Origin of the sequence: Pseudomonas sp. NPDC089554 (assembly GCF_050280645.1) — a bacterium.
GTDB lineage: Bacteria > Pseudomonadota > Gammaproteobacteria > Pseudomonadales > Pseudomonadaceae > Aquipseudomonas.
The window spans coordinates 1-16,157 of record NZ_JBNNVR010000056.1; the positions used below are offsets into that span (position 1 = coordinate 1).

Genomic DNA, 16,157 nt, shown 5'->3' on the forward strand with positions numbered 1-16,157 from the left:
GCTCCTACAGGTACTTCACTGAACCTGTAGGAGCGGGCTTGCCCGCGAAGAGGCCAGCATAGCCGCCAACTAAACGAAAGGCTGGTCACCAAAACCTCTAGGCAACCGCTGCCGCCCAGCCATCTCGGTCAAGCGCGCAGTCCAGCTATTACGCCAGTCCATCGCGACATGGCTGGCCTTGGCCTTGCGCGCAGCCCGGCGTGCAGCGTTGCGCTTGGTGCGGCGGGCTTCCTTGAAGGCCTCGGTGTTGCGGCAGTTGCGGCATTTCACGCGGACCAGTTCGGTGGTGGAAACCAGGCTGTCGCCGTGGCGACCGCAGGCCAGGTGGCCGGCGGTCTTGTAGTGAGTCACCATCAGGGCATCTCCTTCGCGGCTGGCGAATGATCAGAGTGACGCCGTGGCGGGTACCAAGTGAAAAAGTCACGACGCCAACACTGGTTTCGACTCTGCCGCGAAGTGAGGGTTCGACCGAACTGTCAGATGACCTGCCCGCCTGATACCTCGATACGCTGCGCATTGACCCAGCGGTTGTTCTCCGACAGCAGGCTGGCCACCATCGGGCCGATGTCGTCAGGCACACCCACGCGGCCCAAGGCAGTCATGCCGGCGAACTGCGCATTGAGGTCGGGCATGTCGCGCACCGCGCCGCCGAGGAAGTCGGTGGCGATGGCGCCAGGCGCCACGGTGTTCACGGCAATACCCCGGCTACCCAGCTCCTTGGCCATGTACAGGGTCAGAATTTCCACCGCCCCTTTCGCAGCGGAGTACGCCGAGAAGCCTGGGAAGGAAACCCTTGTCAGGCCCGAGGAGTAGTTGACGATACGCCCGCCATCGACCATCACCGGCAGCAGCGCCTGGGTCAGGAAGAACACCCCTTTGACATGCACATCGAACAGCTCGTCGAACTGCTGCTCGGTGGTTTCGGCAAAGGGCGCCATGGCGCCGTGGCCGGCGTTGTTCAGCAGGAAATCGAAGGTGGTGCGGTTCCACTCGCTTTGCAGCGCCTGAACCAGGCGCTCGGTGAAGCCGCCGAAGCTGGAAACGTCGCTGACATCCAGTTGCAGCGCCACGGCCTTGCGGCCCAGCTGGCGAATTTCCTCGACCACCGCGTGGGCTTCAGCCTGGCCATTGCGATAGGTGATAACCACATCGCCGCCCTGTTTCGCGATGCTGATAGCGGCGTTGCGGCCCAGGCCACGGTTGGCGCCAGTGACGATTGCGATCTTGCTCATGACAAAGCTCCTAAGTGATTGCGACCCAGGCCTAGGGCCTGGATGCGAGGCAAAGCCTGCCCGTCGAGCGATATGCCCGAGAGGTATGGGGTTGGTTATGTGGGACGCCGTCAGGCGTACAGGCTGTGAACTAAGGTTTGTGAGAAACCCGGAATGTACGAGGGCAAACAACCGCGCAGTACATCGGTTTCCCTCAATCGCTAGAGCGCATGGTTTATGGCTGTCACGAGCCGAAACCTCAAAACAGATAAGGAATGTGTATTCACGCATCCTTCGCCAAGACGGCTAGTCGATGGATTTACTGTAGGAAAATCCGGCACACTTTAGAAAGACTTTGTTCGACACAAGCCATGCTTACAAGGTATCGCTTATATGGAACTGCGGCACATCCGTTATTTCGTGGCAGTGGCCGAAGAAGGCAACCTGACCTCCGCCGCCCTCAACCGCCTGCACACCGCGCAACCTTCGTTGAGCCGGCAATTGCGCAACCTGGAAGAGGAAGTCGGCGCGCAGCTGTTCATCCGCAAAGCCCGGGGTGTGGAACTGACACCCGCAGGCACCGCCTTCCTGGAGCAGGCGCGGCTGGTGCTGAGTCATGCGGACGAAGCCATCGCCGCCGCGCGAAGGGTCGCAAAGCCCGCGAAACAGGTGCTCTCTGTGGGGTTCCTGACAGGCCAGGAAGTGGATTGGCTGGCCAATGTCACGCGGGTGCTGCAATTCGACTTGCCCAATATCGAGATCAAGGTAACCAGCCTTCAGTCACCTTCCTTGGCCGACGCGATCCAGCGTGGCGATGTGGACCTCGGTTTCCTGCGCGTGGAGCCGAGGCCCGGGGTCTGTTTCGAGGTGGTCGCCAAGGAGCCGTTGCTGGTCATCATGCCCAGCGACCATCGGCTGGCGTCGGTGGGTGACATCGACCCGGCCGAGCTGGCCAAGGAAACCTTCATCGGCTATTCGCACATTCCCCATGTGTTGCGCGATGTGGTCGCCGACTACTTTGCCAGCCGCAATATCCAGGTAACGCCCCACTACTTCCTGGACGACTACGGCACAGGTATTTCGCTGATACGCTCGACCGGTGGCGTGGCGATCTTGCCCGCCTACGTTGAGCCGCTACTGCCCTGGACCATCGTCAGCCGACGCCTGAAAGGAGAACAACCTACAGTGGATCTGGCAGCGGGCTACAGAAGCGACAACCCCTCGCCGATTCTCAAGGCCTTCCTGCAGAACATCGACCAGGTAAAAATGGCCGGGCCTGCGGGTAACCGCAGAACGCACAATTAGCACGCTCGTCCTATACACAAGTGATAATCACTCCTTGAAGTGATGCCTCATTGCCATTATGGTGATTAGCCACTGGCCATCAGTGTCAGCGTTAAATCCCTATTCAAGGAAATACCCCGATGCGTTACTTGCAAGGATGCGCAGTACTCCTGCTGTGCCTGATTTTCACCGGCTGCGCCAACATCCAACCCCCCGTGGAACTCGACCAGCAGTTCTGGAGCGACAAGGAACAAGTGATCGGCGTGGCCATGACCCCCGTCACCCCGCCACGCCTGATGCTGACCGGCAACCAAGGCCTGCTGGACCTGGCGATCAACACCGGCATGAACAGCAAGCTCAGCGACCACGTGAGCACCTGGGACCTGGCCGACGTCAACACCCTGCCCGACGCCATCATCGCCAAGCTCCAGGCCAAGGGTTACAAGACCAAGCGCATCGAAGAACGCATCGACCTGGCCAAGTACAAGGAAACCAAGTTCAAGGAAGGCTACATGGAGCGTGACATCACCTCCCTGAAGACCGCCTACGGCATCGACCGCCTGCTGCTGGTCGCCATCGACAGCACCGGCGCGACCCGCAGCTACTACAGCGTGGTGCCGACCAGCGCGCCAATTCCAGTGGTGGCAGGCCGCGGCATCCTGGTGGACGTGCAGGACAGCCGCCTGCTGTGGTTCAAGCGCTTCGAAGTCACCCAGCCCGCCCAGGGCGAATGGGACCAACCGGCCTACGGCAACCTGTCCAACGCCTTCTACCAGGCCGTGGATAACAGCCGCCAGCTGTTCGTCACGCCGTTCTCGCAATGAAGCGCGGGCTGTTGCTGGCGCTGCTGCTCAGCGGCTGCGCCCAGCAGGCACCCCGCCCGGCCGACATTCACGACCCCACTGCGCTGCGCTACCTGAACGATCACGGCGTGCGGGTCGAGCTGCAAACGCCGTCGACGGGTTGGGTCGATGCCAGCCTGATGATCGACGCCGACGCCGCTTCCAAAGCCCGCGAGACCAACCAGTCGCTGGCCCACCACGCAACCTCCGGCGGTGGCGCCATCGGCCTGCTGCTCGCCAGCGCGATCAACACCCAGGTCGGCGCCGCGTCCTTGCAGCGTGAAGCGGCCCGCGATGCCAAGCTGGCCGCGCAACCGATGGCCGTGTTGCTGGCCGACCACCCTTACAACGGCAAGCTCCAGCAGCGCTATGTGCAAGCCGCCGGCAATTCCGGGCTACGCCCGTCCAATGGGCCGGTCACTGCGAGCCTGCGCATTACCCCGCAGGTGGTGATAAGCCCCGACCGCGGCAGCTTCGTGTTGGTCAGCCAGGTGGAGTTGCAGGATATCGCCGGCAGCTTGCTGTACCGCACGCGGGTCGAGGTGCAGAGCTTGTCGCTGCGCCGCTGTGGCGAGCATTGCGTCGATGACGGTGGGCTGGACCCCGAGAAGGTCAACGCACTGCTCGATGCCTGTATCGACGAATCGATGCGGCTGCTGGCGACCGACCTGAACCAGGGCCTGTCAAGCGAGCGCAGCAAGGAGCAGACCCTGCGCTACCTGCTCGATGGGCGGCGAATGGTCGAGCGTGGGCGGTTGCTGCCAGCGTCTGGGGAATACACCCGTTATCGCAACCTCGACGGTGCGTTGAAGGCTGTGCCGGTGGCGTTCTTCGCGGCAGCTCAGTGAGCAATTAGCGGCATGACCGGGGCTGGGGCATCAACGACCTACCCCCGGCAGCACCAGACTGATGCCCAACCCGATCAACGCAGAGCCGATCACCTTGTCGATCACCTGCTGCTTGGAAAGCATGCGCTGGCGCAACGCCTCGGCGGAGAAGAAAATCGCAACCAGGCTGAACCACACCCCGTGCGATGCCGACATGAACAAGCCGTAGGCAAAGTTGGTGCCCAGGGAGTTATTGGCCTGGACCACCTGGCTGTAGGTAGCGACGACGAACAGCATGGTCTTGGGGTTCAAGGCGTTGGTCAGAAACCCCATAGCGAATGCTTTGCCTGATGAAGGACGTGGGCCACTCGCGGCGCCAAGCTGCAATGTCGACGTGCTGGTGAGCGACTTCCACCCCAGGTAGATCAGGTACCCGGCACCCAGTAGTTTCATCGCCATGAACAGGACGGGCGAGTGGGTGATGATCATCGCGATACCGAAGACGGTATAAAACACATGCACCTGCACACCGCAGGCAATCCCGAGGGCGGCTAGCAGGCCGCTGCGGCGTCCATAGGTGTAGCTGTTGCGCGTGACCATCGCGAAGTCCGGCCCCGGGCTGATCACCGCTAGTACAGTAATCACCGCCACCGCGATCAATTCATTCATGCACTCTCCTTTCGAGCGGCACAGCGTGGCCGTGCCGCTTCATCGTTGATTCAGCGTTTTTTAAACGTGATAACCCGAATGTCGCGCAAAGCAGGCTGGCCGGTTAGCGCGAAGGGATCACACAGACAACGTTTTGCACGATGTTTTCGCACAGATCATGAACACTGCGCTGGCTCATGAAATACGTTTTGGATAGTAGCGCCAGTTGCCTTTACGCCTAGATTGGCGGTTTTCCGCGCAGATGAAAATCGATTTATAGTTTCTGAAACCTGTGAGGTTTCATCGACAATGAAGCTGCCAGCCCTGACTGCATTCCACTTCTTCACCGTTGCCGCCCAGACGCAAAGTTTCGTCCACGCCGCGCGCCTTCTTCACGTGACCCATGGCGCTGTCAGCCGCCAGGTCAGGCAGTTGGAAGAGTCGATCGGGGTTGAACTGTTCGAACGGCGTAACCGCGCGATTTTTCTCAATGACGCCGGGAAGCTGCTGTACAACCTGACAGGCCCTTTCTTCGAGCAACTCGAAAGCACGGTCTACCGGCTGCAACGTGAATCCCGGGAGCAGACGCTGGTGGTCTCCTGCGAGCCGACGATCGCCATGAAATGGCTCATACCCCGTCTGCCCGACTTTCACGCCACCCACCCCAACCTGCAATTGCAGTTGCTCGCGGCGGGCGGGCCCATCGATTTTCTTCGTTCCGGCGCAGACCTGGCGGTGCGGCGCGACGACTTCTACTGGGACGATTCGATTCACGCGCACACCATCTGCGAAGAGTGGATCGGCCCGGTGTGTGCCCCTTCACGCTGGGAAAAAGGTCAGCCGCTGGACGGCATGCCCCTGCTGCGCAGCAAGACCCGGCCCATGGCCTGGGAAAACTGGATGCGCCTGAGCGGCGAGTCGGCGCCCAGTTCGATGAAGCTTGAATACGAGCATTTCTATCTGTGCATACAGGCGGCGGCCTCTGGGCTGGGCGCGAGTATTTCCTCTGCACTGATGGTGCAGGATGAACTTCGCGGCAACCAACTGGTTGCGCCTTTCGGGTTTGTGCGTGACGGCTCCCACTATTGCCTGTTGTCGCCCAAGCCGTTCAAAGAGAGCGCCAAGTGCACGGCGTTCCTGGAATGGATAACCGCGCAGATGCACAGCAGTATTCAGGCCATCTCGTCGCCTTGACTGCCAGGCGCGGGGGGAGCCCTCAACTTTCGCGCCTGACCACGCGCCGATGACAATCCTCCGGGTTCAGCACCTTGCCTGAGCGAGAGCGCACGGCAATCACCTCGACCGGCTCTGCTGCCAGGTTATCCAGCAGTACCGAATGGCTTTCCCCGGTGCAGTACAAGAAGCGCTCACCCCATTGGCGCATGCTGATCACGATAGGAAACGCCGCCCGGCCCATTTCGGTGAGCACATATTCCTTGTAGGCACTGCCATCGGACGCCGGCCGGATTTCGAACACTCCAAGCTCGACCAAGCCCTTTAGCTTCACCGCAAGGATGTTCTTGGCCACACCCAAGCGTTTCTGAAACTCGTTGAAGCGACGCACGTCATCGAACGCCTCGCGGATGATCATCAACGACCAACGATCCCCGATCGCTTCGAGCGTGCGCGCCACCGGACATTCGCTGTGCGCCAATTGTTGTTGTCTGGCCATGGTTTTCCACAAGCAGGTGAGTGATCAGAGAAGGATCTGATTGCCGACGAAAAAAGTACTGACGAGAGTGGTTGTATTTAACAACCGGAGTTGCTAGAAAACAATAATCTAGTTTTCTTTTGAAACCTAATCCAAGGATGGAGCCATGCCGTACACACCAGAGACCCCCTTGAAACAAACCTTCACGCCCCAGGGAGAACGCCCCACCTACACCCTCGGCCGCTACCAGACGCTTCTGTTCTCCATGACCTGCGCCATGGCGGTGGCCAACGTCTATTTCGCCCAACCGCTGCTCGAATCCATGGCCTACAGCCTGTCGGTGCCCGCCAGCAGCATCGGTATCGTCATCACCGCTACCCAGGCCGGCTACGCGCTCGGCTTGTTGTTCATCGTCCCGCTGGGCGACCTGCTGAACCGCAAGCAACTCATCCTCACGCAGATGCTCCTGTCGGCCGTGGCGCTGTGCACGGTAGGGCTGGCGCGGGACTGGGGCGTCCTGCTCGCGGGGATGGTGCTGGTGGGGCTGATGGCGGTGCTGGTGCAAGTGCTGGTCGCCTATGCCGCTACCCTGGCAAGCCCCGAACGACGTGGCCAGACAGTGGGCAGCGTGACCAGCGGCGTGGTGCTGGGCATTCTGCTGGCCCGCTTCGTTTCCGGTGCCATGGCAGACCTGGCGGGTTGGCGCAGCGTTTATTTCGCCTCTGCCGCCTTGATGATGGGCATGACACTGATGCTCGCGCTCACCCTCCCCGCTGCCGCCACGCCAACTCTGCAAGGTAGCTACTGGGCACTGCTACGTTCGGCGCTCTGGCTGTTCGTGAGCGAACGCACCCTGCGCGTGCGGGGAACCTTCGCGCTGCTGATCTTCGCCGCGTTCAGCGTGCTGTGGACCTCGATGGTACTGCCACTCAGCGAGCCGGAGCTGGCACTTTCCCACACGCAGATCGGACTGTTCGGGCTGGCAGGCGTGGCCGGTGCCCTGGCTGCGGCGCGAGCCGGGCGGCTGGCCGACCGAGGGTTGGGCAACCGCACCACTGGCGTGGCCCTGGCAGTGCTGACGTTGTCGTGGTTGCCTAGCGCATTCGTCAACAGCTCGCTGCTGGCCATGGTGGTCGGCGTGGTGCTGCTGGACTTCGCCGTGCAGGCGGTGCACGTCACCAACCAAAGCCTGATGCTCGCCGCGCGGCCCGATGCGCCAAGCCGCCTGATCGGCGCCTACATGTGCTTTTACTCGGTGGGCAGCGGCCTGGGCGCGGTCGCTGCCACCTACACCTACGCACACTCAGGCTGGATAGCCGTCTGCCTGCTGGGCGCGGCCATCAGCGCAGCGGCCTTGCTGTACTGGCTGTTCCTCCAACTGACCTCCCGATAACGCCTTTCCTTCCTTCAAGGCAGCTCATTCATGAAACCACTGCATGTCGTTCTGGCCGTACTGATTACCGCGATCTGGGGCGTCAACTTCTCGGTGATCAAGCTGGGCCTGGCCAGTGTCGACCCGCTCATTCTCGCGGGTATCCGCTTCAGCCTTTGTGCGCTGCCGGCGATCTTCTTCATCCGCAAGCCCGACGTGCCCTGGCGCTACCTCATCGGCTACGGGCTGGTGTTCGGCATGGGCCTTTGGGGTGTGGTCAACCTGGGCATCAAGGCCGGGCTGTCGGCCGGCATCGCCTCGCTGGTGCTGCAATTCAGCGCGTTCTTCACCCTGCTGCTGGGCGGTGTGGTGTTCAAGGAGGCGCTGACCCGCTTCCAACTGCTGGGCATGCTGGTCGCCCTGGCCGGGCTGCTGTGCATCATCACGCTCAGCGATGGCTCGGTGACCCTGCCCGGCGTGCTGCTGGTGCTGTTCGGCGCAGCCGCGTGGAGCGTGGCCAACGTCATCAACAAGAAAGCCAAGACCAAGGACGTGTTCGCCTTCCTGGTCTGGTCCAGTGCCTTCGCGCCGCTGCCGCTGTTCGCCCTGGACTATGCGGTGAACGGCAGCGCTGGCTACACCGCCTTGGTGCAGCAGGTGGACACCACGGCGGTGTTGTCGATTCTGTTCCAGGTGTACCCCAATACGCTGTTCGCCTACTGGGTGTGGAACTCGCTGCTCAAGGCCTACCCGGTGTCGACGGTGGCGCCATTGTCGCTGCTGGTGCCGATTTTCGGGATGCTCGGCTCGGTGCTGGTGTTCGATGAAAGCGTGCCGGTGAGCAAGGTGTTGGCGGTGGTCCTGATCGTGCTGGGCCTGGCTGTCGGGCTGTACGGGCAGCGTATTTTCGATGCGGTATTCAGGCGGGCAGGGCGCGCAGTGCTGTGAGAGGGGCGCGCGTCGGGCGCGATTTAAATCGCGCACATAAATACGCATTGATATACGCAATATTAAGCGTATTATTCAAAGGCCGTCCTTATGAAAGTGACGGTGATGAGAGGAAGATGACGGCAATGAGAGGAAATTTCCATGACAGGTCTACTGGCAAGAGCTGAACAGGCAGTGTCCGCTACGTCGATGGCGAGGACCTTTGGAGCGCGCTTGAAGGAAGTGACCAGTGGCGACATGACCCACCTGGTGATTTTCAAGGACAACGAACCGGCTGCGGTGCTGATGGGGGTACAAGCCTTCCAGGCCATGCAGGACGAACTCGATGATCTGCGCGCCGACCGCCTCGCCGCCGAGCGCCTGCTCAGCTTGAACGAAGACAACACCGTGAGTCTCGAGGACATGGAGGCTCGCTTCAGGTAGAAACGCATGATCTGGACTGTCAGGCTTCACCCCGAAGTAGAAGATGACCTGCGCAAGCTTGGACGCGCGGAGGCTCAGAGGGTCTTGAAGGTGGTGCGCGAACGCATTGCCAATGGAGAGCCCGATAAATCAGGCAAGGCGCTCAGAGGAACACTGGCAGGTTGCCGGCGGATTCGAACTGGCGATGTGCGTATTGTCTACCGCATAAATGGGACCGAGATTGTGCTGGTGCTCTGTGTTGGCGCTCGGCGCGATGAAGAGGTCTATGAAGCGGCTAACCGCAGAGTGTGATGTGCAAACAAACCCCGCCGATGGCGGGGTTTTCATTTGGAGCGCCCTTTCCAGGCTGTCGGCCTCTGGCACGAACGTCATTCTGAATCGCTGAGGCTACGCTTTCGCTGGATGTTTTTTTGCACTACCGCACACGGTGACTATCGAATAGCTCAAGAAAGAAACGACCATGATCAACGAACACGATACTTGGAGTTTTTTGGCGTGAAATCGTTATCTAAAAGCCCTTCGTCCGACCCCGCCCCGCGAGCAGACGCCAGCGCAGAGCTGAGCACCGCCGTCAGCCAGTTGTCGTGGGACGACTTGCGCATCATCAAGACGCTCAGCGAATGCGGCAATCGCGCCGACACGGCGAAGAAACTGGGGATCAACGTTTCCACCGTGTCGCGCCGCGTGGCCCAGGTCGAGAAAACACTGGGGGTCGCGCTGTTCGATCACCGCCGCTCGGGATACATGCTCACCACCGAAGGCGAAGAGTTGCGTGCGCTGGGCGAGCGTGTCGAGCTCGATATCGTCAGCGTTGCTCGGCGTGTGTCGCGTGGCGGGCAAGGGCCGCTGGGCAAACTTCGCATCACCACCAGCGACTCGTTGCTGCTGCATTTCCTCACCCCCATCATCGCCGACTTCAAAGCGCTCAACGAAGGGGTCTCGATCGAGGTGCTGGTAGGCAACCAGACGTTGAGCCTCGCTCGAGATGAGTCGGATATCGCCGTGCGAGCGACCACAAAGCCTGCTGAAAGCCTGGTAGGCCGCAAGCTCGCAACGATTGCCTGGGCGGCTTATGGCAGCGTTGATAAAACGCCTGCTCCCGCCCTTTTTGCCGAAGATCAGGCCTGGGTGTCGTACGCCGGTGCGTTAAGCGGGCTGAAAGCCACGGAGTATTTGGAAAGCCGAGTTGCCGGCGACTGTATTGCGTACCGCACCGACTCGGTTTGCGCGGCCGGCACTGCGATTGTCGCGGGGCTGGGCTTTGGGTTCCTGCCTTGCATGCTGGGCGATATCACACCCGGCCTGGTGCGTGTTGGGCCAGTCATGCCCGAGTTGCAGGATGAACTGTGGTTGCTCACTCACCAGGACATCCGCAGATCGAAGCGGGTGAAAGCATTCATGGAGTTCTGCGCCGCAGCCGTCGCCGAACAGAAGCCCTTGGTCGAGGGCCAGGGGACACTCCCGGCCGAATAGGTCGGCCGGGAGTACTGCTTACAGCTGCCGCGCGCCGATCACCACCTTGCAGGCGATCTCGATCAGCTGCGCCCGCTGGGCCAGCCGCGATACGCCGATGATATTGCTGGCGCATTGCGGGTGTTGCAGGCCGAAGGCCTCCCGGCGAACGTCGCCCACCACGGCGAACGCCGCGTCCATATCCAATACGAACAGCGTTTCTTCAACGACGTCTTGCAGCGTGGCGCCATACAGCGCGAGCAACTTGGCGATGTTCTCGTAGGTCACGCGCATCTGTTCGCCCATCGCCGAGAAATCGCTGGGCCTGCCATCGCTGCCCAGTGGCGCGGGTGCTACCAGGTCGCCGTTTTCATCGTGGTTGAATTGGCCGGAGACATAGATCTCGTTTCCAACTTGTCTCGCTTGTGGGTAGCCATAGATTTCTTCCCATGGAACACCCCAGTACGCGGTCTTTTTATTGAACGGTTGAGAAGCTGCCATTGCATCCTCCTAGCAATTAACGGCGTTTGGCTCGTGGCCAAACCTAGTTATTAGTTGGAAAGCACAGGCTAGCACCGCAAAAACGCGGCAAAAGGCGCATTTTTGCACTTGGCCAAACGCAATATTGCGCCTCAACCGCCGCGACCTTTCGGGTAACTTTTTACGCGAACTTGGGCTGGAGCTAACGCTAATGGGCGCCGCATTTTCCTCGGCAGAGCGCAACGTGTTATCAGCGCCCGGGTTGGTGAAAGCCCATCACTCCACTGAAAGGGAACCACCATGAACAAATCCAAGACCGAAGTGCTCACCCCTCAGAACTGCCAGCTGATCTTCATCGACCAACAGCCGCAAATGGCCTTCGGTGTACAGAGCATCGACCGGCAGACCCTGAAGAACAACACCGTGGCCCTGGCCAAGGCTGCCAAGATCTTCGAAGTGCCAACCACCATCACCACCGTGGAAACCGACAGTTTCTCTGGCCATACCTACCCCGAACTGCTGGCAGTATTCCCGGATACCCCGCTGCTGGAACGCACGTCGATGAACTCCTGGGACGACCAGAAAGTACGCGATGCGCTGAAAAGAAATGGCCGCAAGAAGATCGTCGTTTCCGGCCTGTGGACCGAGGTGTGCAACACCACCTTCGCGCTGTCCGCGATGCACGATGCCGACTATGAGATCTACATGGTCGCCGACGCTTCCGGCGGTGTTACCCAGCAAGCCCATGACTACGCCATGCAGCGGATGATCCAGGCGGGGGTGGTGCCAGTGACCTGGCAGCAAGTGCTGCTGGAGTGGCAGCGTGATTGGAAGAACCGCGACACTTACGATGCGGTGATGGAACTGGTCAAGGAACACTCCGGGGCTTACGGCATGGGCGTTGATTACGCCTACACCATGGTGCACAAGGCGCCTGAGCGCGTTGAGCATGGTGAGACCCTGGCGCCGGTGGCGGCTTCGGTGTGAGGCCTGCGTCAGCTTTCATGGAGTGAGGCTGATGTGCAAAAAACGCCCGGTGCACTGCACTGGGCGTTTTGTCTTTCAGGGCTGCACCCTCAGGGTGTAGTCCTTGTCCCGCGGCTTGGCAGCCTCGCATTTGGGGTCTGAAAGGGGCGTAACGGTGCGTGCCATAGGTATACGTTTTCTCGTCGAACCGGCGTATACCCTAACGTATACCTAAAATCGGTATATGCCTAGAGACAGAACGAGACAGTTAGAAACAAGAAAGCCCGCACTTGGCGGGCTTTTCAGGGGATTCCGTATACAAGGGGAGACGTATCGGAACAGTTGGATGGTGCCGGAGACAGGAATCGAACCTGCGACCTTCGCGTTACGAGTGCGCTGCTCTACCGACTGAGCTACACCGGCGTGTGCGCAACGCTACCACTGCGGCCCAGGTTACGCAAACCCCTGTTTCCCTTCGCTTATTCCCCTGCCCCGCCCCTCACACCACACCCAGACGGCGCCAGGTCTTCCTCAATATCGGTAGTACAAGCCCACCCCGCCGCCGAGCGCGTCAACACCACCTGCTTACCCACCACACTCGCAGGCGCATCAGCCAACGTGCAGGTAATGCTGGCGGTGCCGTCCGCCGCAGTGCCCCGAGCGAGGATGGCACAGTGCGCCGTGGTGGGCTGCCCACCCAGCGCCGCGACATCCGCAACGTCCTTGCCTTCATTCAGGCGCAAATCCATCGCGGTCTTGAGCGCGGAAATCTCCAATAACCCAGCCGCCGCTTTGGTGCGGGCCTGGTGGTTGGTGTACATCGGTATGGCAATGGTCGCCAGGATGCCGATGATCGCCACGACGATCATCAGTTCGATGAGGGTGATGCCTCGTTGTCCTTGCATGACGGTTTTTCCTTGTTGATACGGCTAGGCATGGGATCCAGTCTCGACCCCGTGCCGGCAGGGGCGCAGTAGAGCCCAAAGGACACCTTTTGTCACCCCTGCCGGGCGGGACGTCGGGTTCGCTGAACTACTCTAGTGACCACCAAGGAAATCTGCCCAGTGAAGGGCACGGCAAGCTGTTTCGGGGCTTGTCGCGAGGGTTGGAAGGGACATCGCATGGATCGATCGACACGTTTGTATGCCTGGGAAGGCGTGGATGCCGGTGGCGCGCGGGTGCGTGGCCGGGTGCAGGGGCGCAGCCCGGCGTTGGTGCGGGCGGGGTTGCTGCGCCAGGGGGTTCGCGGGGCACGGGTTTGGCCGGCGGGAAATGGGCAATGGCGGTTGCAGCTGCGTCGGGAGAAGGTGGACCCGGCGGGGTTTTCGCGGCAACTGGCGACCTTGCTGAAGGCTGGGGTGCCGCTGTTGCAGGCGTTCGAGGTGATGGCGCGCAGTGGGGGTGATCCGGGGTTGCGGGGGCTGCTGGAACAATTGCAACAGGACGTAGCGGGTGGGTTGGGGCTGGCACAGGCGCTGCAACGCCACCCGCGCTGGTTCGATGCCTTGTACTGCAACCTGGTGCGGGTGGGGGAGCAGTCGGGCACGCTGGATCGGCAGTTGGAACAGTTGGCCGATGTGCTCGAGCGGCGCCAGGCGCTGCGTCGGCAATTGCGCAAGGCGATGATGTATCCGCTGTTCTTGCTGCTGACGGGGCTGGGGGTGTCGGCGCTGCTGTTGCTGGAGGTGGTGCCGCGCTTCGAAGGGCTGTTCGCGGGGGTGGACAAGGCGTTGCCGCCGTTCACCCAGTGGGTGATCGACTTGTCCACAGGGCTGGGGCAGAACCTGCTGTTGTGGCTTGGGGTGCTGGGTGTGACCGGGTTGGGGCTTGCGCGGCTGTATCGGCAGCATGTGCCCGCGCGCTTGTGGATGATTCGCCTGACACTGCGGGTGCCGCTGCTGGGGCGGTTGCTGGGGCAGGCGGCGCTGGCGCGGTTTGCGCGCAGCCTGGCCACGGCCTATGGCGCGGGGGTGGCGCTTCTGGATGCGTTGGGCACAGTGGCGGCGGCCAGTGGCTGCGCGGTGCATGAGCGGGCCATCGGACAACTGCGCCAGGGCATGGCCAATGGCATGGGGCTGCACCAGGCGATGGCCTTGGAACCGCTGTTCGCGCCGCTGCTGGTGCAGATGACGGCGATCGGCGAGGCCAGCGGTACGCTCGATGCGATGCTCGACAGAGCCGCCAGCCACTACGAGGAACAGGTCGGGCAGGCGCTGGAACAGTTGACCAGCCTGCTCGAGCCCGCCATCGTGCTGGTCCTTGGCGTCCTGGTAGGTGGCCTGGTAGTGGCCATGTACTTGCCGATCTTCCAGTTGGGAAGCTTGATCTGAATATGAACCTGTGGATTTTCCTGAGCGAACAGCCTGGGCTGTTCCTCGCCGGGGTGACGATGCTGGGGCTGCTGGTGGGCAGCTTCCTGAACGTGCTGGTGCACCGCCTGCCGATCATGCTCGAGCGCCAGTGGCAGCAGGAGGCACGTGAAGTGCTGGGGCTGCCACTGGTGCTGCACGAGCGCTTCGACCTGTGCCTGCCAGCCTCGCACTGCCCGCATTGCCAGCACCGCATTCGCGCCTGGGAGAACATTCCCGTGCTCAGCTACCTGGCGCTGCGGGGGCGCTGTTCAGCGTGCAAGGCGGCCATCAGCCCGCGGTATCCGTTGGTGGAGTTGGCCTGCGCCGGGTTCTCGCTGGTTACTGCCTGGCAATTCGGGGTTGGCCCTGAGGCGCTGCTGGCCCTGCTGCTGACCTGGGGCCTGCTGGCCCTGAGCCTGATCGATGCCGAACACCAGTTGCTGCCCGACGCGTTGGTGCTGCCTACCTTGTGGCTGGGGCTGGTGCTCAATGCCTGCGGGGTGTTCGTGCCGCTGGCCGATGCGCTGTGGGGCGCGGTGGTCGGCTACCTGAGCCTGTGGTCGCTGTACTGGGTGTTCAAGCTGGTGACCGGCAAGGAAGGCATGGGCTATGGCGACTTCAAGCTGCTGGCGATGATCGGCGCCTGGGGCGGCTGGCAGGTGCTGCCGATGACCCTGGTGCTGTCGTCGGTGGTGGGGGCGATGGTGGGCCTGAGCCTGCTGGCCCTGCGCAAGCGCGCGATGGGCGCGACCATGCCGTTTGGGCCCTACTTGGCGATTGCGGGCTGGATCACCTGGCTCTGGGGTGATGAAATATACGCTTTCTACCTGCAACTGCTGGACCTCTGATGACTACAGCTGCATTCACCCCCTGGATTCTCGGCCTCACCGGCGGCATCGGCAGTGGCAAGAGCGCAGCGGCCGAACGTTTCGTCGAACTTGGCGTGCACCTGGTCGATGCCGACCAGGCTGCGCGATGGGTCGTGGAGCCTGGCCGACCGGCGCTGGCGAGCATCGTCGAGCGCTTCGGCCCCGGCGTGCTGCTGGAAGATGGCCAGCTCGACCGTGCGGCACTGCGCCAACTGATCTTCGCCGACCCCAGCCAGCGCCAATGGCTGGAACAACTGCTGCACCCGCTGATCGGCCAGGAGATCTTCAGCTACCTGGCCAAGGCCGAGTCGCCGTATGCGGTGTATGTGTCGCCGCTGCTGATCGAGTCGGGCCAGTACCGCAAAACCCAGCGCATCCTGGTGATCGATGTGCCGCAAGAGGTGCAGATACAGCGCACGCTGCAACGCGACAACACCAGCGAGGCGCAGGTGCAGGCGATTCTCAAGGCCCAGCTGGCCCGCGAGGAGCGCCTGCGCCATGCCGACGATGTGCTGGTCAACGATCGCGACCTGCCCTGGCTGCACGAGCAGGTCGACCGCCTGCACCATTTCTACCTGACTTTACGAGGAGGCCAGCCATGAGCCAGCCCATGACCGTTGACTGCCCGACCTGTGGCGCCCCTGTGGAATGGAGCGAGAAAAGCCCGAACCGGCCGTTCTGCTCGGACCGCTGCAAGTTGATCGACCTGGGCGCCTGGGCGTCCGAGGAGCACAAGATCGCGGGGTCGGCGGAGTCGGAAGATGAGTTGTATTCCGGGGACCTGGAGCCCCGCCACTGACCGATCGAGGGCCGCTTTGCGGCCCTTTGCGATT

General features: G+C 61.7%; 20 protein-coding genes and 1 tRNA gene. 14 read left to right on the forward strand and 7 right to left on the reverse strand.

The window, feature by feature from the left end; translation table 11 throughout:
- Positions 1-69 precede the first annotated feature (69 nt).
- Both ACQKPE_RS16680 and ACQKPE_RS16685 read right to left on the reverse strand, forming a co-directional pair.
- Positions 70-354, reverse strand: coding sequence for a hypothetical protein (locus tag ACQKPE_RS16680; RefSeq protein ID WP_427667529.1), 285 nt, complete (start codon positions 352-354; stop codon positions 70-72).
- Positions 355-476: 122 nt separating this feature from the next.
- The gene (locus ACQKPE_RS16685) at positions 477-1,232 is read right to left on the reverse strand and encodes an SDR family NAD(P)-dependent oxidoreductase (protein WP_427667531.1); all 756 of its coding nucleotides are present in this window, start codon (positions 1,230-1,232) and stop codon (positions 477-479) included.
- A gap of 372 nt (positions 1,233-1,604) precedes the next feature.
- On the opposite strand from ACQKPE_RS16685, the gene ACQKPE_RS16690 reads away from it, so the two are divergent.
- The 3 genes from ACQKPE_RS16690 to ACQKPE_RS16700 all read left to right on the forward strand — a co-directional run bounded on the left by ACQKPE_RS16690 (position 1,605) and on the right by ACQKPE_RS16700 (position 4,185).
- Positions 1,605-2,516, forward strand: a complete 912-nt coding sequence (locus tag ACQKPE_RS16690; protein WP_427667532.1) for a LysR substrate-binding domain-containing protein — start codon at positions 1,605-1,607, stop codon at positions 2,514-2,516.
- Positions 2,517-2,635: 119 nt separating this feature from the next.
- Positions 2,636-3,319 (forward strand): hypothetical protein, encoded by a 684-nt coding sequence (locus tag ACQKPE_RS16695; RefSeq protein WP_427667534.1) that lies wholly within the window; start codon positions 2,636-2,638, stop codon positions 3,317-3,319.
- Positions 3,316-4,185 carry a hypothetical protein gene (locus ACQKPE_RS16700; RefSeq protein ID WP_427667536.1) on the forward strand — a complete coding sequence of 290 codons (870 nt, stop codon included), beginning with the start codon at positions 3,316-3,318 and terminating at the stop codon, positions 4,183-4,185. Before ACQKPE_RS16695 ends, ACQKPE_RS16700 begins: the two co-directional genes overlap by 4 nt.
- Positions 4,186-4,215: 30 nt before the next feature.
- Here ACQKPE_RS16700 and ACQKPE_RS16705 read toward each other — a convergent pair whose 3' ends face one another.
- Positions 4,216-4,833, reverse strand: a complete 618-nt coding sequence (locus ACQKPE_RS16705) for a LysE family translocator (RefSeq protein ID WP_427667537.1) — start codon at positions 4,831-4,833, stop codon at positions 4,216-4,218.
- Positions 4,834-5,121: 288 nt separating this feature from the next.
- Here ACQKPE_RS16705 and ACQKPE_RS16710 point away from each other — a divergent pair, with 288 nt between their 5' ends.
- On the forward strand, positions 5,122-6,006 hold the full coding sequence (locus tag ACQKPE_RS16710) for a LysR substrate-binding domain-containing protein (protein ID WP_427667539.1): 885 nt from the start codon (positions 5,122-5,124) through the stop codon (positions 6,004-6,006).
- A 22-nt stretch (positions 6,007-6,028) separates the two neighbouring features.
- On the opposite strand, the gene ACQKPE_RS16715 is transcribed toward ACQKPE_RS16710, so the two are convergent.
- Positions 6,029-6,484 (reverse strand): winged helix-turn-helix transcriptional regulator, encoded by a 456-nt coding sequence (locus ACQKPE_RS16715; protein ID WP_427667541.1) that lies wholly within the window; start codon positions 6,482-6,484, stop codon positions 6,029-6,031.
- Between the two features lie 145 nt (positions 6,485-6,629).
- Here ACQKPE_RS16715 and ACQKPE_RS16720 point away from each other — a divergent pair, with 145 nt between their 5' ends.
- The 5 genes from ACQKPE_RS16720 to ACQKPE_RS16740 all read left to right on the forward strand — a co-directional run bounded on the left by ACQKPE_RS16720 (position 6,630) and on the right by ACQKPE_RS16740 (position 10,679).
- Entirely contained in the window at positions 6,630-7,856 is a 1,227-nt protein-coding gene (locus tag ACQKPE_RS16720) for an MFS transporter (RefSeq protein WP_427667543.1), read from the forward strand.
- A gap of 30 nt (positions 7,857-7,886) precedes the next feature.
- Positions 7,887-8,783 (forward strand): EamA family transporter, encoded by an 897-nt coding sequence (locus ACQKPE_RS16725; protein WP_427667545.1) that lies wholly within the window; start codon positions 7,887-7,889, stop codon positions 8,781-8,783.
- A gap of 222 nt (positions 8,784-9,005) precedes the next feature.
- A complete protein-coding gene (locus ACQKPE_RS16730) occupies positions 9,006-9,206 on the forward strand; it encodes a type II toxin-antitoxin system Phd/YefM family antitoxin (protein WP_427667592.1) in 201 nt (66 codons plus the stop codon).
- Between the two features lie 6 nt (positions 9,207-9,212).
- Positions 9,213-9,497: a type II toxin-antitoxin system RelE family toxin gene (locus ACQKPE_RS16735; protein ID WP_427667547.1), complete on the forward strand. Its 285-nt coding sequence runs from the start codon at positions 9,213-9,215 to the stop codon at positions 9,495-9,497.
- 267 nt (positions 9,498-9,764) lie between these two features.
- Entirely contained in the window at positions 9,765-10,679 is a 915-nt protein-coding gene (locus ACQKPE_RS16740) for a LysR family transcriptional regulator (protein ID WP_427667594.1), read from the forward strand.
- Positions 10,680-10,697: 18 nt separating this feature from the next.
- On the opposite strand, the gene ACQKPE_RS16745 is transcribed toward ACQKPE_RS16740, so the two are convergent.
- Positions 10,698-11,159, reverse strand: coding sequence for a Rid family hydrolase (locus tag ACQKPE_RS16745; protein WP_427667548.1), 462 nt, complete (start codon positions 11,157-11,159; stop codon positions 10,698-10,700).
- 279 nt (positions 11,160-11,438) lie between these two features.
- On the opposite strand from ACQKPE_RS16745, the gene ACQKPE_RS16750 reads away from it, so the two are divergent.
- Positions 11,439-12,125, forward strand: a complete 687-nt coding sequence (locus ACQKPE_RS16750) for a hydrolase (RefSeq protein WP_427667549.1) — start codon at positions 11,439-11,441, stop codon at positions 12,123-12,125.
- Between the two features lie 326 nt (positions 12,126-12,451).
- Here the strand turns inward: ACQKPE_RS16750 and ACQKPE_RS16755 are convergent.
- Positions 12,452-12,527: transfer RNA gene (locus ACQKPE_RS16755), tRNA-Thr, on the reverse strand.
- 56 nt (positions 12,528-12,583) lie between these two features.
- Entirely contained in the window at positions 12,584-13,009 is a 426-nt protein-coding gene (locus ACQKPE_RS16760; protein ID WP_427667551.1) for a pilin, read from the reverse strand.
- Positions 13,010-13,225: 216 nt separating this feature from the next.
- On the opposite strand from ACQKPE_RS16760, the gene ACQKPE_RS16765 reads away from it, so the two are divergent.
- From ACQKPE_RS16765 to yacG, 4 genes are read left to right on the forward strand one after another with little or no spacing between them, the layout of a single operon-like run.
- Entirely contained in the window at positions 13,226-14,434 is a 1,209-nt protein-coding gene (locus tag ACQKPE_RS16765; protein WP_427667552.1) for a type II secretion system F family protein, read from the forward strand.
- Between the two features lie 2 nt (positions 14,435-14,436).
- Positions 14,437-15,303 (forward strand): prepilin peptidase, encoded by an 867-nt coding sequence (locus ACQKPE_RS16770; RefSeq protein ID WP_427667554.1) that lies wholly within the window; start codon positions 14,437-14,439, stop codon positions 15,301-15,303.
- The gene (gene coaE / locus ACQKPE_RS16775) at positions 15,303-15,926 is read left to right on the forward strand and encodes a dephospho-CoA kinase (protein WP_427667556.1); all 624 of its coding nucleotides are present in this window, start codon (positions 15,303-15,305) and stop codon (positions 15,924-15,926) included. Before ACQKPE_RS16770 ends, coaE begins: the two co-directional genes overlap by 1 nt.
- Positions 15,923-16,123: a DNA gyrase inhibitor YacG gene (yacG, locus tag ACQKPE_RS16780; protein WP_427667558.1), complete on the forward strand. Its 201-nt coding sequence runs from the start codon at positions 15,923-15,925 to the stop codon at positions 16,121-16,123. Before coaE ends, yacG begins: the two co-directional genes overlap by 4 nt.
- Positions 16,124-16,157: the final 34 nt, after the last annotated feature.

Bases quoted from the DNA above. Each gene is read 5' to 3' on its own strand.
- ACQKPE_RS16750 (WP_427667549.1), top strand. From the start codon at position 11,439: ATGAACAAATCCAAGACCGAAGTGCTCACCCCTCAGAACTGCCAGCTG.
- ACQKPE_RS16690 (WP_427667532.1), top strand. From the start codon at position 1,605: ATGGAACTGCGGCACATCCGTTATTTCGTGGCAGTGGCCGAAGAAGGC.
- ACQKPE_RS16735 (WP_427667547.1), top strand. From the start codon at position 9,213: ATGATCTGGACTGTCAGGCTTCACCCCGAAGTAGAAGATGACCTGCGC.
- ACQKPE_RS16710 (WP_427667539.1), top strand. From the start codon at position 5,122: ATGAAGCTGCCAGCCCTGACTGCATTCCACTTCTTCACCGTTGCCGCC.
- ACQKPE_RS16720 (WP_427667543.1), top strand. From the start codon at position 6,630: ATGCCGTACACACCAGAGACCCCCTTGAAACAAACCTTCACGCCCCAG.
- ACQKPE_RS16700 (WP_427667536.1), top strand. From the start codon at position 3,316: ATGAAGCGCGGGCTGTTGCTGGCGCTGCTGCTCAGCGGCTGCGCCCAG.
- ACQKPE_RS16705 (WP_427667537.1), bottom strand. From the start codon at position 4,833: ATGAATGAATTGATCGCGGTGGCGGTGATTACTGTACTAGCGGTGATC.
- ACQKPE_RS16760 (WP_427667551.1), bottom strand. From the start codon at position 13,009: ATGCAAGGACAACGAGGCATCACCCTCATCGAACTGATGATCGTCGTG.
- ACQKPE_RS16695 (WP_427667534.1), top strand. From the start codon at position 2,636: ATGCGTTACTTGCAAGGATGCGCAGTACTCCTGCTGTGCCTGATTTTC.
- ACQKPE_RS16765 (WP_427667552.1), top strand. From the start codon at position 13,226: ATGGATCGATCGACACGTTTGTATGCCTGGGAAGGCGTGGATGCCGGT.
- ACQKPE_RS16745 (WP_427667548.1), bottom strand. From the start codon at position 11,159: ATGGCAGCTTCTCAACCGTTCAATAAAAAGACCGCGTACTGGGGTGTT.
- yacG (WP_427667558.1), top strand. From the start codon at position 15,923: ATGAGCCAGCCCATGACCGTTGACTGCCCGACCTGTGGCGCCCCTGTG.
- ACQKPE_RS16715 (WP_427667541.1), bottom strand. From the start codon at position 6,484: ATGGCCAGACAACAACAATTGGCGCACAGCGAATGTCCGGTGGCGCGC.
- coaE (WP_427667556.1), top strand. From the start codon at position 15,303: ATGACTACAGCTGCATTCACCCCCTGGATTCTCGGCCTCACCGGCGGC.
- ACQKPE_RS16770 (WP_427667554.1), top strand. From the start codon at position 14,437: ATGAACCTGTGGATTTTCCTGAGCGAACAGCCTGGGCTGTTCCTCGCC.
- ACQKPE_RS16680 (WP_427667529.1), bottom strand. From the start codon at position 354: ATGGTGACTCACTACAAGACCGCCGGCCACCTGGCCTGCGGTCGCCAC.
- ACQKPE_RS16685 (WP_427667531.1), bottom strand. From the start codon at position 1,232: ATGAGCAAGATCGCAATCGTCACTGGCGCCAACCGTGGCCTGGGCCGC.
- ACQKPE_RS16725 (WP_427667545.1), top strand. From the start codon at position 7,887: ATGAAACCACTGCATGTCGTTCTGGCCGTACTGATTACCGCGATCTGG.